Below are 14010 nucleotides of genomic sequence, written 5' to 3'. Positions count from 1 at the left end.
GCCCCGGCCTGGGGGCGCGCGGGACGACTCACCCGCCTCGGGCGGCCCCCGGCGCACCCGCGCGAAGGCCGTCCATCACGAGGTCGAACAGCCACCCGGCCCGCGACTGCCAGTCGCCGTGCGGGTCGATCTGCCAGAGCCCGGCGATGGCGAGTGCGAAGTCCTCCGGTGTCACCCCGGGGCGGATCGTGCCCGCCTCCTCGTTCGCCTTGAGCAGGAGCGACATGGCCGAGGTCACCGGGCCGTGGCCGAGGGCGGCGAGGCTGCCGCGCGTGGCGGCCTGACGCAGTGCGTCCGCCAGGCCGGCCTTCGCCATGGCGTACTGGGCGAGGCGGTCCATCCATGCGCGCAGGGCCTCGTCGGGAGCGCGGGCCGCGAGCAGCTGGCACGCGGTGTCGGCGACCTGCTGCATCTCGTAGCGGTAGACCTCGAGGACGAGGGACTCGCGGTTGGGGAAGTTGCGGTAGAACGTGCCCTGGCCGACGCCCGCCTTCTTCGCGATCGCGCTCAGCGGGGCGTCCGCCGACCGCGTCAGCTCGACCAGCGCCACTTCGAGGATGCGGTCGCGATTGCGTTGCGCGTCCGAGCGCAGCGGCGCGTCCTTCTTCGGCTGCACCCGTCCCCCTTCCGGGAATCACGAATCCGTACGCCGGTATCAAGAACCGGTACGCCCTTGCTAAGCGGACAGGTGTCCGTTAGGTTCGACGTAACGGACACTTGTCCGCTTAGGTCCACCATAGCGGCAGATCCGGCTCGAGTTAACGGCCGCCGCCCACCGCAAGCGGCCTTTCGGCCGACGAGCGCGCGGCAGGCGCACAATCCCGACGTTCTCCCTCTACGCACACCCCTCGCATACGCACAGCCCTCGCACCCCATGAGCGAAAGTAGGCTGATCATGGCCCCATCGACGTCCAGCGTCATCACGCTGAACATCAATGGTGAGAAGTACACGCTGCCCGTCGACCACCGCACCACCCTGCTCGACGCCCTGCGCGAGCGACTCGATCTGCCGGGCACCAAGAAGGGCTGCGACCAGGGCCAGTGCGGCGCCTGCACCGTGCTCCTCGACGGCCGCCGCGCCGTCTCCTGCCTGCAGCTCGCGGTCGCCGCCGAGGGGCGTGAGATCACCACCATCGAGGGTGTGGCCGACGCCGACGGACTGCATCCGGTGCAGCAGGCGTTCCTCGACCTCGACGGGTACCAGTGCGGTTACTGCACCCCCGGCCAGATCTGTTCGGCCCTCGCCGTCATCGAGGAGCACGCGGCGGGCTGGCCCAGCGCTGTCACCGCCGACGTACGGCCGGAGGCCGGTGTCCAACCCCTGACCGCCGACGAGATCCGGGAGCGGATGAGCGGCAACCTGTGCCGCTGCGGCGCCTACGTGTCGATCGTCAACGCTGTCGCACGCGCCGCCGGAACGGAGGCAGTCGCATGAAGGAGTTCGGCTACGAGCGCGTCTTCGACGTGCCCGCCGCGGTCGCCCTGCTCGACGCCGACCCCGACACGCGCTGTCTGGGCGGCGGCACCAACCTCGTCGACCTGATGAAGACGGGCGTCGAGAGGCCGGCCCGGCTCGTCGACGTACGAGAACTGCCGCTCGGCGAGATCGAGTTGACGCCGGACGGCGGCCTGCGCATCGGTGCGACGGTCACCAACAGCGACCTCGCCGCCCATCCCGACGTGCGGCGCCGCTACCCGATGCTCGCGCAGGCCGTCCTCGCGGGCGCCTCGGGCCAGCTGCGCAACATGGCCACCGTCGGCGGCAATCTGCTCCAGCGCACCCGTTGCGGCTACTTCACCGACCTGGCCAAACCCTGCAACAAGCGCACGCCCGGCAGCGGTTGCCCCGCCATCGCAGGGGAGCACCACAACGCCGCGATCCTCGGCGCCTCCGCGCACTGCGTGGCCGTCCACCCCTCGGACATGGGAGTGGCGCTCGCCGCGCTCGACGCCGTCGTCGCGTACGAAACGGTCGACGGTCCGGGCGAGTTGGCGCTTGCGGAGTTCTATGCGCCCGTGGGGGAGACCCCGCACGTGGAGACCGCGCTGCCGCCCGGCGCGCTCATCACCGCCGTCATCCTGCCCCCGGCGCCCGTCGCCGCCGTCTCCCGCTACCGCAAGGTCCGTGAGCGCGCGTCCTACGCGTTCGCGATCGGCTCCGTCGCCGCCGCGCTCGACGTCCGGGACGGAACCGTCCACGAAGTGCGCCTCGCCTTCGGGGCGGTGGCGTCACGACCCTGGCGTGCACGCGCGGCCGAACGCGTCCTGACCGGCGGCGCCGCGACCGCCGAGGCCTTCGCCGCCGCAGCGGACGCCGAACTCGCGGCCGCCGAGACGCTGCCCCACAATGGATACAAGGTGACGCTGATGCGCAATCTCGTCGTGGCCGTGCTGACCGAGCTCGCCGAGGAGGCCGTCCGATGACCACGACGACCGCGACGGTCCCGGTGACGGGCGCCGTCGGAACCTCGTACACGCGCGTGGAGGGCCGGGACAAGGTCACCGGGGCGGCCCGGTACGCGGGGGACGTCCCCTTCGCCGAACTCGCCCACGGCTGGCTGGTGCTGTCCACCATCGCCCGCGGCCGCATCCGCTCCGTCGAGTCGGACGCCGTCCGCGAGATGCCGGGAGTTCTCACCGTCCTGCACCACGGCAACGCGCCGCGCGTCGACGGGAACTACATCGGCATGCTGGGGCGCCCCGACCCGATCGTCGAGGTCTTCCAGCACGACCGGGTGCCGTTCGTGGGCTGGCCGGTGGCGCTGGTCGTCGCCGAGACCTCCGAGCAGGCGAGGGAGGCCGCCGAGGCACTGGTGGTGCACTACGAGGAAGAGCCTCACGACGTTGCGTTCTCCTCCGCACACCCCGACACCTACACGCCGGACGGCGACGGCACACTGGTGGAGAAGGGCGACCTTGCGGCCGAACTCGCAGCGTCCGTCCACGTCGTGGACGAGGAGTACACCACCCCCGAAGAGCACCACAGCTCGATGGAACCGCACGCGGCGACGGCGCGCTGGGACAACGGACGCCTCGAGATCGTCGACTCCAACCAGGGCAGCACCTGGGTCGCGCAGGAACTGGCGAAGCTGTTCTCCCTCGACCCGGCCTCGGTACGGGTGCGGTCCGAGCACATCGGCGGCGCGTTCGGGTCCAAAGGCGTGCGCGTACACCAGATCCTCGCCGTGATGGCGGCGACCGCGCTCGACCGCCCGGTCAGGGTCGTCATGACCCGGCGTCAGATGTTCTCGCTCGTCGGCCACCGAAGCCCCACAGCCCAGCGCGTCCGGCTCGGCGCCGACACCGACGGACGGCTGCGTGCCCTGGACCACCAGGCGCACTGCCTCACGTCGACGGTCCACGAGTTCGTCGAGGGGAGCGCCGGGTTCGCGCGGCCGATGTACGCCTCCGACGCCCACCGCAGCGTCAACCGCGTGGTGCGCCTCGACGTGCCGACCCCGACCTTCATGCGCGCGCCCGGTGAGGCTCCGGGCTCCTTCGCCGTGGAGTCCGCGCTCGACGAACTCGCCGAGCGGTGCGGCATGGACCCGATCGCTCTGCGCGCCCGCAACGAACCGGACGTGGGCCCTGTCTCCGGGCTGCCGTTCGGCTCCCGCAACCTCCTGGCCTGCTTCGAGGAGGGGGCCCGCAGGTTCGGCTGGCCGGACCGGGACCCGCGTCCCGGCCTGCGGCGCGACGGGCGCTGGCTGCTCGGCACCGGTACGGCCGCCGCCACCTTCCCGGTGATCGTCGCGCCGTCCACGGCGGCCATGACCGCGGAGGCCGACGGCACCTTCACCGTGCGGATCACCGCGTCGGACGTCGGGACGGGGGCGAGGACCGCGCTGACCCTGCTCGCGGCGGAGGCCCTCGATGTGGCCCAGGAACGCGTCCATGTGCGCATCGGCGACAGCGACTTCGGCCCGGCGGCGATCTCGGGCGGCTCCATGGGCACCCGCTCATGGGGCTGGGCCGTCATGTCCGCGGGGCGAGACCTGCGCGAGCAGCTGGCTCTCGGCGGCGACATCCCGCCGCAGGGCATCACCGTTCGGTCCGACACCAGTGCCGCCGTCGGCGCACTCGCGCAGAAGGAACGGCACTCCTTCGGCGCCCAGTTCGCCGAGGTCGCCGTCGACGTCACCACCGGCGAGGTGCGCGTACGGCGCATGCTCGGCGTCTTCGCGGCAGGCAGGATCGTCAACCCGCTGACCGCGCGCAGCCAGCTCATCGGCGGGATGATCTGGGGACTGTCCATGGCGCTGCACGAAGAGGCGATCCGGGACCAGGTCACGGGCGGCCACGTCGGAGCCGACCTCGCGGGCTACCACTTCGCCGCGAACGCCGACGTACCACTGATCGAGGCGGACTGGGTCGACGACCCGGACGCCGACGACCCCGTCGGGATCAAGGGCATCGGCGAGATCGGCATCGTGGGGGCGGCCGCGGCCGTCGCCAACGCGGTCTGGCACGCGACCGGCGTCCGCCACCGCCACCTGCCGATCCGGCCCGACCGCGTCCTGTCGGCCGGGGTCCCGGCCGAGGGTGACGGCGATGCTTGACATCGCCGACGAGCTGAACCGGTGGGCCGGACAGGGCCGGGACTTCGCCGTCGCCACGGTCGTCTCGGTGGGCGGCAGCGCACCCCGCCCGCCCGGCGCCGCCCTCGCCGTCGACAGCGAGGGCACGGTCATCGGCTCGGTCTCCGGCGGCTGCGTCGAGGCGGCGGTCTACGAACTGTGCGTGCAGGTGCTCCAGGACGGCGGGTCCGTCCTGGAGCGGTTCGGCTACAGCGACGAGGACGCCTTCGCCGTGGGGCTCACCTGCGGCGGCGTCATCGAGGTCCTGGTCACGCCGGTGCGCGCCGACGCGCCGGACAGGCCCGTGTTCGCGGCGGCGCTCGCGGCCGCCGCCCGCGGCGAGACGGCCGCGCTCGCCCGGGTGTCCCGCGGACCGGCCGAACTGCTGGGCGGGGCACTGCTGGTGAGGGCCGACGGGTCGTACGAGGGAGGGCTCGCCGGGGGCTCCGGTCTCGAGCGCGCCGTGGCGGGCGAGGTGCGGGCCCTCGTCGCCGCGGGCCGCACCGGCACGTTCGACCTCTCGGCCGACGGCACGCACTGCGACGCCGACCTGACGCTGTTCGTCGAGTCGAGCGTGCCACCGCCCCGGATGATCGTCTTCGGCGCCGTCGACTTCGCCGCGGCTCTGGTCCGTACGGGCAAGTTCCTCGGTTACCACGTGACGTTGTGCGACGCACGCCCCGTCTTCGCCACACGGGCCCGCTTCCCCGACGCCGATGACATCGTGGTCGACTGGCCGGACCGCTACCTGCGGGGCACCACGACCGACGAACGCACGGTCCTGTGTGTGCTCACCCATGACGCGAAGTTCGACATCCCGCTACTGGAGATCGCGCTACGGCTGCCCGTCGCATTCGTCGGAGCGATGGGCTCACGCCGAACCCACGAGGACCGCGACCGCCGCCTCCGCGAAGTCGGCCTGACCAACGAGGAGTTGGCCCACCTGCACTCACCGATCGGCCTGGACCTCGGCGCCCGCACACCCGAGGAGACGGCCCTGTCCATCGCGGCGGAAATCATCGCGTCGAGACAGGGCGGCACGGGCGCACCCCTGACCACCTCGCGAACACCGATCCATCACGACGGCGAGGCGGGGGAGCGGCGCCGGATCATGTCGGGGCGGATCTGAGGTACGACACGACTGTAGGGAGAGGGCGGGCCACAGTCGGCGTGCCTGGCCTCAACGACCCGTGCAGGGAGGCGTGTCGAAGCCCTCAGGGTCCTGGCCTGACGCGGCAGCCCGGAAGCGGAGCCGCGCCCTATGGGCCGCCTTCTCCGGTGACAGGTTCGCACCGTCCCCGTACGCCTCCGCAAAGGCCGTGTCGCCCAGCGCAGCCGTCGCCCTCGCCGTGATGCGGTCCACGTCGCCGCGTTCCGCGGGCGGGAGCGGTGCGCCCGCGCTTCGGCGGGCCGCGTCCGCGGCGCCGAGGAGTGCGGCCGCCCGGCCCCCGTCCCCAGCCAGAGCTGCCGCGCCTGCCAGGCCCTCCAGGGAGAGGGCCACGGCACGCGGCTCGCCGATGGCGGAGGCGACGTCCAGACCGAGAAGATGGTGGGCGGCCGCTTCGGCCGCATCCCCGCGCAGCTCGGCGACGAAGCCCAGTTCCGCCCGGAGCAGATGGTCACCCGCCTCCGACGACACGTCACCGAACCCGTCGCGGATGCGCAGCAGATGCGCCCGCGCCGCATCGAGATCGCCGGAGCGGCGTGCGCCAAGGGCGAGGCCCATCTCCGCATGGAGTTCGCCGTACTTGTAGCCCTGTTCGGACGCTGATCGCCGAGCTTGCTCGTGCAGTTCGGCGGCCCGGTCCCAGTCCCGGTCGAGCAGCGCGAGCCGGCCCAGGCCGGAGAGCCGGGCGGAGACCTCCGCGTCCAGGCCGAGTTCCCGCGCCATACGCAGTCCCTCCTCGTGGCGCCGGGCGGACTCCGCGTAGTCACCCTTGATCTCGGCGAGCGCCGCCAGTGGCTCCACCGTCTGCAACTCGCCCCACCGGTCGCCCAGTTCACGGAAGAGCGCCGCGCTGCGCAGCCCGTCGCGCCCGAGGGCGTCCAGGTCACCACGGATCAACGAGTGCATCGACCGCAGCCCGAGTGCCGCGGCCGTACCCCACCGGTCGTCCGCGGCGGCGAAGAGAGCGAGCGCCCGCGAGACGGCCTCCTCACTGGCGGCGAGGTCACCCGACCTGAACAGGCCGTACGCGGAGAACCACACGGCGCGCCCCCGCCGCACAGGATCGGCGATCGTCACGTCAGGGCACGCCGCTGCCGGTTGCCGCTCACCCGTCATCAGCCCGAACGCGTCGCTCCGTACCCGGAGTTCGCCCGCGGAAGGCGCCACGGCGAGCACGGCCGACAGGGCTCGACGGGCTTCGCTCAGCCGGCCGCGCAGCAGCCACCACCAGGACAGGGCGGTGGCCAGGCGCACGGCGTCGTCGGTAGCGCCACCCGTGGAGGCGCGGCGCGTCGCCTCGTCGAGCGCCGCCCGCAGATTGGCGGTCTCGGAGTCGAGCCGGCCGAGCCACTCGCGCTGCCCGCCGCCACGGAGGCGGGGCTCGGCGCGCTCGGCCAGTTCCGTGTAATGCCGCAGATGGCGGTGGCGTACCGCGGCGAGTTCGTCCGACTCGTGCAGGCGCTCCTTCGCGTAAGCGGCGACGGACTCGAGAAGCCGGTAGCGGGGGCCGGCGCCGCCGGGGCCGGTCACCACGACGACCAGCGACCGGTCGACCAGTCGCGTCACGAGGTCGAGAACCTCGTCGTGGCGCACGCCATCGCCCGCGCAAACCTCCTCCGCCGCGTCCAAAGTGCAGCCGTCGCGATGCACGGCCAGGCGGCGCAGCACGATCCGCTCAGAAAGGCTGAGCAGCTCCCAGCTCCAGTCGATCACCGCCCGCAGGGTCTGCTGACGCGGCGGCGCACCCCGCCGTCCCGACGTCAGCACCCGGAAACGGTCCTCGAGCCGGGCCGCCAACTCCTCTACGCCCAGAACCCGTACGCGCGTCGCCGCCAGTTCGAGCGCGAGCGGGATGCCGTCGAGGCGCCGACAGATCTCCAGAACCGCCGCACGTGTCCCAGGAGTGGCTTCGTCGAGCGAGAAGCCAGGGGCGGCCGCCGCGGCGCGCGCCGTGAACAGGCGTACCGCGTCCGCGGGTTGCAACGGCTCGACCAGATGGACCGTCTCCCCGGCGACGCACAGCGGCTCCTGGGTGGTGGCCAGGACGCGCAGGTGCGGTGCGCGGCCCAGCAACGTCTCGGCGAGCCGCGCCACCGACTCGACGACCTGCTCGCAGTTGTCCAGGACGAGCAGCGTCCTGCGGTCCCGCAGGGCCGTGGCGAGCCGTTGCTCGGGCGCGGCCGCCGCGCCTTGCCCGGGTGGACCCGAAAGCGCGTCGTCACGCAAGCCCAGCGCCGCGGAGACCACCTGCGCGAGATCGGCCACGCTCCCGCGCTCACCGGCGAGTTCGACGAGCCATACCCCGTCGGGGGCGTCCTGGATCCGCCGGGCCGCCTCGACCGCGAGCCGTGTCTTGCCTACCCCGCCGGGGCCGGTGAGCGTGACCAGGCGTTCCGTGGCGAGGAGTTGACCGATCCCGGCCAGGGATTCGTCACGGCCCACGAGCGCCGTGAGCGGGGCGGGAAGGTTCGACCGGGGGCGTTCGGACGGCGACGGCGCGGCGCCTGCAGGAGAGGCCGGGGGAGGGGTGAGCGACGGGTCCTGGCGCAGGATCGCCTCGTGGAGCGCGGCCAGTCCGGGGCTCGGGTCGAGGCCGAGCTCGTCCGCGAGCCGGCCCCGCAGTTCCGCGTACGAGGCGAGCGCCTCACTCTGCCGGCCCGTCAGATACAGCGCTCGCAGCTGGACGGCTCGCAGCCGTTCCCGGAGCGGATGGCGCGCGACGAGGCCCGCCAGCTCCCCGGTGAGGAGCGTGAGGTCGCCCGAGTCCAGGAGCGCCTCGGCCCGTTCCTCGAGGACGGCCAGCCGCTGCTCCGTCAGGCGCTGCGAGGCAGTCCGTACGAACTCCTCGTCCGCGAAATCGGCGTAGGCCGGACCACGCCACAACTCCAGTGCCTCGGTGAGGAGTTCGGCCCGCTCGCGCGGACCCGCCGCGGATCCCGCCCGGTCCACCAGCGACAGGAAGCGGTCGGCGTCCACCTCGTCCCCGGCCTCGTCGAGACGGAGCCGGTAGCCGGGCTCCTGGCGCACCACGCGGTCGCGGCCGAGCGCCTTGCGTAGCTGAGAGACCTTCGCCTGGAGGGCGTTGGCGGGATTCCCGGGAAGACCGTCGCCCCAGAGGCCGTCGATGAGGCGGTCGGCGGAGACGGGCCGCCCCTCGTGTACCAGGAGTGCGGCGAGGAGGGCCCTGACCTTCACCTCGGGAACCGCGACCGGCTCCCCGTCGCCGTCCCGCACCGTCAGTGGACCGAGCACCCCGAAGCGCATGTGAGCACCGTACACAGGTCGTAGCCGCCGACCGTCAGCGGACCGTCAGCGTTCCCGAAGCCCCGACCTGCACTGTCGTCGCATGACCGGAACAGACGTCACCAGAACAGAGCCGACCCGCACACCACCCGCCGCACCAGCCACCGCCTCCGCCACCGAGAACCGCAAGCTGCCCCTCCCCGCCCTGCTCGCCCTCGCCACCGCCGTCTTCATCACGAGCCTGACGGAGACCCTCCCCGCGGGTCTGCTGCCCGCGATGAGCCGTGACCTGGGCGTCGGCGAATCGGTCACCGGGCAGACCGTGACGGTCTACGCGATCGGCACCGCCCTCACAGCGATCCCCCTCACCGCGGCCACTGCCGGATGGCGCCGCAAGCGGCTCCTGATGACGGCGATGGCGGGGTTCGGCGTCGCCAACACGGTCACCGCCCTCTCGGCGAACTTCCCCCTCACGATGGTGGCCCGGTTCGTGGCCGGGGTCGCGGCAGGCCTGGCCTGGGCGCTGCTCGCCGGATACGCCCGGCGCCTCGCGCCCGCCCACCTCCAGGGCAGGGCCATCGCGATCGCGATGGCGGGCATCCCGGTCGCACTGTCCCTGGGGGTTCCCGCGGGCACGTTCCTCAGCAAGGCCGTGAACTGGCAGATCGCGTTCCTGAGCATGACCGTCCTCACCGCCGCCCTCCTCGGCTGGATCGCCGCGACCGTCCCCGACCAGCCAGGACTGCGACAGGGAGCCCGGCCGCCGATGCTGCGGGCGCTCCGCGTCCCCGGCGTGTCCCCGGTCCTCTTCGTCACGCTCGTCTTCGTCCTCGCCCACACCGTCCTCTATACGTTCGTCGCGACGTTCCTCGACGGAGTCGGCATGGGGAACTCCACCGATCTCGTGCTGCTCGTCTTCGGCGCCGCGTCCCTGGCGAGCATCTGGATCGTGGGCGCGCTGATCAACCGCCACCTGCGCGCCCTGACCGTCGCGGCCGCTCTGCTGGTCGCCGTGGCGGCGGCCGTCCTGGCCCTGCTGTCCGACAGCCCCGCCCTGGTGTACGCGGCCGTGACGCTGTGGGGCCTCGGTTGGGGCGGCGCCCCCACGCTCCTGCAGACGGCCGCGGGCGACGCGGGAGGCGAGTCGGCGGACGCCGCGCAGGCCATGCTCGTCACCCTCTGGAACGTGGCCATGGCCGGCGGCGGAATCGCCGGCGGGATTCTCCTCGACCTGGTCGGATCCCGCTCCTTCCCCTGGGCGGTCCTCCTGCTCCTGGTTCCCGTACTCGCCGTGGTCGTCGCCGCCCGCACCCACGGATTCCCCGCCCGCCGCACGGTGCGGACCTCATGAACGCCCGCACCGCACCCCGTCACACCACTCACCCCGATTCGAGGAGCACCGCCATGACGACGTCCCGCCTGTTCGACACCGTCCGCCTCGGCGCGCTGACCCTGCCGAACCGCCTCGTCATGGCGCCCATGACCCGTAACCGCGCCTCCGCGGACGGCGTCCCGCAGCCCGTCATGGCCACGTACTACGCCCAGCGCGCCACCGCGGGCCTGATCATCGCCGAGGCGTCCACGCCCAACGCCGTCGGGCAGACCTACGCCAACATCACGGCCATCCACAACGCGGCCCACGTCGAGGGCTGGCGACACGTGACCGACGAGGTCCGCGCCGCCGGCGGCCGGATGTTCCTCCAGCTCCAGCACGGCGGCCGGATCGGCCACCCCGACAACAGCGGCGGCCTGACCCCGATCGCCCCCTCACCGGTGCCGCTCCCCGACACCATCCACACCCCGACCGGCCACCAGCCCGCCGTCGTACCGAGGGAGATGACGCCCGACGACATCCGCACCACCGTGGCCGACTTCGCCGAGGCCGCCCGAAAGGCCGTGGCGGCGGGCTTCGAAGGCGTCGAGGTGCACGGCGCCAACGGCTACCTCCTCCACCAGTTCCTCGGCCAGGGCACCAACCACCGCACCGACGCCTACGGAGGAACGGTCGAGGGCCGCGTCCGGTTCGTGGTCGAGGTGGTACGTGCCGTCGCGGACGCGATCGGCCCCGAGCGGGTGGGCCTGCGGATCTCTCCGGGACTCACCGTCAACGGCATGGACGAGGGAGACACCGACGACATCTACCCCGCACTCGTCGACGCCCTCTCGGACCTGGACCTCGCCTATCTGCACATCGTCTTCGCCGACCCGGACCATCCGCTCTTCCAGGACCTCCGCAAGCGCTGGACCGGCACGCTGATCGCCAACCCCGTGCTGCCGCAGGAGCGGATTCCCGCCGACGGGGGCAGAGACGAGGGCGAGCGCCTCATCGCCGCCGGCGCCGACCTGGTGGCGCTCGGCCGCCCGTTCCTGGCCAACCCTGACCTCGTCGAGCGGCTACGCGTGGGCGCGCCGCTCAACCAGGTCCGGGACAGGTACCTGATGTACGTGGGAGGGGAGACGGGCTACACGGACTATCGGTTCCTGTCGGACAGCCGCCGGTGAAGTGAAATCCAGGCGGCCGGGGCCCCTGGATTTGCTCAATCCGGGGTGAAGGTTCACGGCGACACGCGAAATATTCTGGCTCACCGTGCTCCGAAGCCCGGTCCGTGCTAGTCTTGATCTCAGTTGCAGTTGTGGTTCCCATAGATACTTCAAGTGCCTTAGGTGACTTCACGTTGCCGGGCGCTTTTCTATTTCCGGATGCATTTTCCGGGCGGGGCAATCATTGCGGCGACGCCGAGGTCCGCACAGTGCGGATCACGGGCACTGCCCCGAAGGAGAATTTGCATATGGCTACTGGCACCGTGAAGTGGTTCAACTCGGAAAAGGGCTTCGGCTTCATCGAGCAGGAGGGTGGGGGCCCCGACGTCTTCGCCCACTACTCGAACATCGCCACCCAGGGCTTCCGTGAGCTTCAGGAAGGCCAGAAGGTGAACTTCGATGTCACGCAGGGCCAGAAGGGCCCGCAGGCGGAGAACATCGTTCCTGCCTGACGCTGAAGCGTTGAGCGCAGCTGGTGCCCGTACCCTGGTGGTACGGGCACCAGCTCGTTGCTGTTTGCGGGGTATCCCGCCCGGGTAGGCACGACCACCGGGTGGCACACCACCCCGGCGGGGCGCCAAGACCCCCGCACCCCATTGATCCGGCCCGTCCGAGAGCCGCCTGCCGCAACGGAATCCCAGCATTCCGACGTCAGGCGTCGCCATTCTCCGTACCGGCGCGCCGGCTGATTTTCAGTCTGTTATTCGGCTCGTTCTTGCAATTCGTCCGGCACCCATGCGCCGGGAATTCCTCGATACGTGCCATATCGAGGAAGGTTCTCCATGAACCGTTCAGCTCGCACGAACGACCGCTACTCCAACCCCCGCAGGGGCTCCGCCGGCGGCGACCGGGGCGCCCGTTTTCGACCCCAGGGCCAGGGCCAGGGACGCCCCGGCGGCAAGAGCTCCGGCGGCTACGGGCGCAGGCCCGCCGCGCCGCAGGGCGAGTTCGCGCTGCCTGTCACCGTCACGCCCGCCCTCCCCGCCGTAGAGACCTTCGGTGAGCTCGACCTGCCGGCCGAGATCCTCAAGACGCTCACCGGCCTCGGTGTGACCGTGCCGTTCCCGATCCAGGCGGCCACCCTGCCGAACTCGCTCGCGGGCCGGGACGTCCTCGGCCGCGGCCGCACCGGCTCCGGCAAGACGCTCGCATTCGGGCTCGCGCTTCTCGCGCGCCTCGCAGGTCAGCGCGCCGACGCCAAGCAGCCCTTCGGCCTGATCCTCGTCCCCACGCGCGAGCTCGCCCAGCAGGTCACCGAGGCGCTCACCCCGTACGCCCGGTCGCTGAAGCTGCGGATGGCCACCGTCGTCGGCGGTATGTCCATCGGCCGTCAGGCCAGTGCCCTGCGCGGTGGCGCCGAGGTCGTCGTCGCGACGCCCGGACGCCTCAAGGACCTCATCGAGCGCAAGGACTGCCGTCTGGACCGGGTGAAGATCACCGTCCTGGACGAGGCCGACCAGATGGCCGACATGGGCTTCATGCCGCAGGTCACCGAGCTGCTCGACCTGGTGCACCCCGAGGGCCAGCGCATGCTGTTCTCGGCGACTCTGGACCGCAACGTCGACCTGCTGGTGCGCCGCTACCTGCACGACCCGGTCGTCCACTCCGTCGACCCGTCGGCGGGCGCGGTCACCACGATGGAACACCACGAACTGCATGTGCACGGCGCCGACAAGTTCGCCGCCGCCACCGAGATCGCGGCCCGCGACGGGCGGGTCATCATGTTCCTGGACACCAAGCACGCCGTCGACCAGTTCACCAAGCACCTGCTCGGCAGCGGCGTGCGGGCCGCCGCCCTGCACGGCGGCAAGTCCCAGCCGCAGCGCACCCGCACCCTGGCCCAGTTCAAGGCCGGTACGGTCACGGCGCTCGTCGCCACCAACGTCGCCGCCCGCGGCATCCACGTCGACAATCTCGACCTCGTCGTCAACGTCGACCCGCCGAGCGACCACAAGGACTACCTGCACCGCGGCGGCCGTACGGCCCGTGCCGGTGAGTCCGGCAGCGTCGTCACCCTGGTCCTGCCCAACCAGCGCCGCGACATGAGCCGGCTGATGCGTGACGCCGGGATCCGGCCGCAGATCACCCAAGTCCGGTCGGGTGAGGCCGAGTTGAGCCGTATCACCGGTGCTCAGACGCCCTCCGGCGTCCCGATCACCGGCACCGCGCCGGCCACGGAGCGCCCCAAGCGCGGCGGTGCCCCGTTCCGTGGCATGGGCTCGCGCCCCGGCCGCGCCGGTGGTGACTCGCGCCGCACCTCCGAGGCCCGCCAGCTCGCCGACGCCCGCAAGGCCGCGCGGGTCCGCCGCGCCGGCTGAGGCATACGCACGAAGGCCGGAGGCCCTGGACCGATTTCGGTCCAGGGCCTCCGGCCGTTCTGCTGCTGTCAGCCCTTGCGGGTGTTGACTTCCTCGGTGAGCTGGGGGACGACGTCGAAGAGGTCGCCGACGACGCCGTAGTCGACGAGGTCGAAGATCGGGG

Annotated in this window: 10 protein-coding genes; 8 read left to right on the top strand and 2 right to left on the bottom strand. The window is 72.0% G+C overall.

Annotation, left to right across the window (positions count from 1 at the left end; all coding sequences use genetic code 11):
- Positions 1–28: 28 nt before the first annotated feature.
- The gene (locus ACWFR4_RS29595) at positions 29–616 is read right to left on the bottom strand and encodes a TetR/AcrR family transcriptional regulator (RefSeq protein WP_453467758.1); all 588 of its coding nucleotides are present in this window, start codon (positions 614–616) and stop codon (positions 29–31) included.
- A gap of 279 nt (positions 617–895) precedes the next feature.
- Between ACWFR4_RS29595 and ACWFR4_RS29590 the strand changes: the two genes are divergently transcribed.
- From ACWFR4_RS29590 to ACWFR4_RS29575, 4 genes are read left to right on the top strand one after another with little or no spacing between them, the layout of a single operon-like run.
- Positions 896–1435 carry a (2Fe-2S)-binding protein gene (locus ACWFR4_RS29590; protein ID WP_453467756.1) on the top strand — a complete coding sequence of 180 codons (540 nt, stop codon included), beginning with the start codon at positions 896–898 and terminating at the stop codon, positions 1433–1435.
- A complete protein-coding gene (locus tag ACWFR4_RS29585; protein ID WP_453467755.1) occupies positions 1432–2424 on the top strand; it encodes an FAD binding domain-containing protein in 993 nt (330 codons plus the stop codon). Before ACWFR4_RS29590 ends, ACWFR4_RS29585 begins: the two co-directional genes overlap by 4 nt.
- Positions 2421–4559, top strand: a complete 2139-nt coding sequence (locus ACWFR4_RS29580; RefSeq protein WP_453655381.1) for a xanthine dehydrogenase family protein molybdopterin-binding subunit — start codon at positions 2421–2423, stop codon at positions 4557–4559. Before ACWFR4_RS29585 ends, ACWFR4_RS29580 begins: the two co-directional genes overlap by 4 nt.
- The gene (locus ACWFR4_RS29575; protein WP_453467751.1) at positions 4552–5706 is read left to right on the top strand and encodes an XdhC family protein; all 1155 of its coding nucleotides are present in this window, start codon (positions 4552–4554) and stop codon (positions 5704–5706) included. Before ACWFR4_RS29580 ends, ACWFR4_RS29575 begins: the two co-directional genes overlap by 8 nt.
- 51 nt (positions 5707–5757) lie before the next feature.
- Here the strand turns inward: ACWFR4_RS29575 and ACWFR4_RS29570 are convergent, their stop codons facing one another.
- The gene (locus ACWFR4_RS29570) at positions 5758–9009 is read right to left on the bottom strand and encodes a BTAD domain-containing putative transcriptional regulator (RefSeq protein ID WP_453655380.1); all 3252 of its coding nucleotides are present in this window, start codon (positions 9007–9009) and stop codon (positions 5758–5760) included.
- Between the two features lie 82 nt (positions 9010–9091).
- On the opposite strand from ACWFR4_RS29570, the gene ACWFR4_RS29565 reads away from it, so the two are divergent.
- The 4 genes from ACWFR4_RS29565 to ACWFR4_RS29550 all read left to right on the top strand — a co-directional run bounded on the left by ACWFR4_RS29565 (position 9092) and on the right by ACWFR4_RS29550 (position 13847).
- Positions 9092–10339, top strand: coding sequence for an MFS transporter (locus ACWFR4_RS29565; RefSeq protein WP_453467747.1), 1248 nt, complete (start codon positions 9092–9094; stop codon positions 10337–10339).
- Positions 10340–10392: 53 nt separating this feature from the next.
- Complete coding sequence (locus tag ACWFR4_RS29560; RefSeq protein WP_453467745.1) at positions 10393–11490, top strand: alkene reductase; 1098 nt, start codon at positions 10393–10395, stop codon at positions 11488–11490.
- Between the two features lie 287 nt (positions 11491–11777).
- On the top strand, positions 11778–11981 hold the full coding sequence (locus tag ACWFR4_RS29555) for a cold-shock protein (RefSeq protein ID WP_100598391.1): 204 nt from the start codon (positions 11778–11780) through the stop codon (positions 11979–11981).
- Between the two features lie 330 nt (positions 11982–12311).
- Complete coding sequence (locus ACWFR4_RS29550) at positions 12312–13847, top strand: DEAD/DEAH box helicase (protein ID WP_453465839.1); 1536 nt, start codon at positions 12312–12314, stop codon at positions 13845–13847.
- The last annotated feature ends 163 nt before the right edge of the window (positions 13848–14010 follow it).

Source organism: Streptomyces sp. NPDC055140 (assembly GCF_053607285.1).
This window is presented reverse-complemented; position numbering and strand designations above follow the sequence as displayed.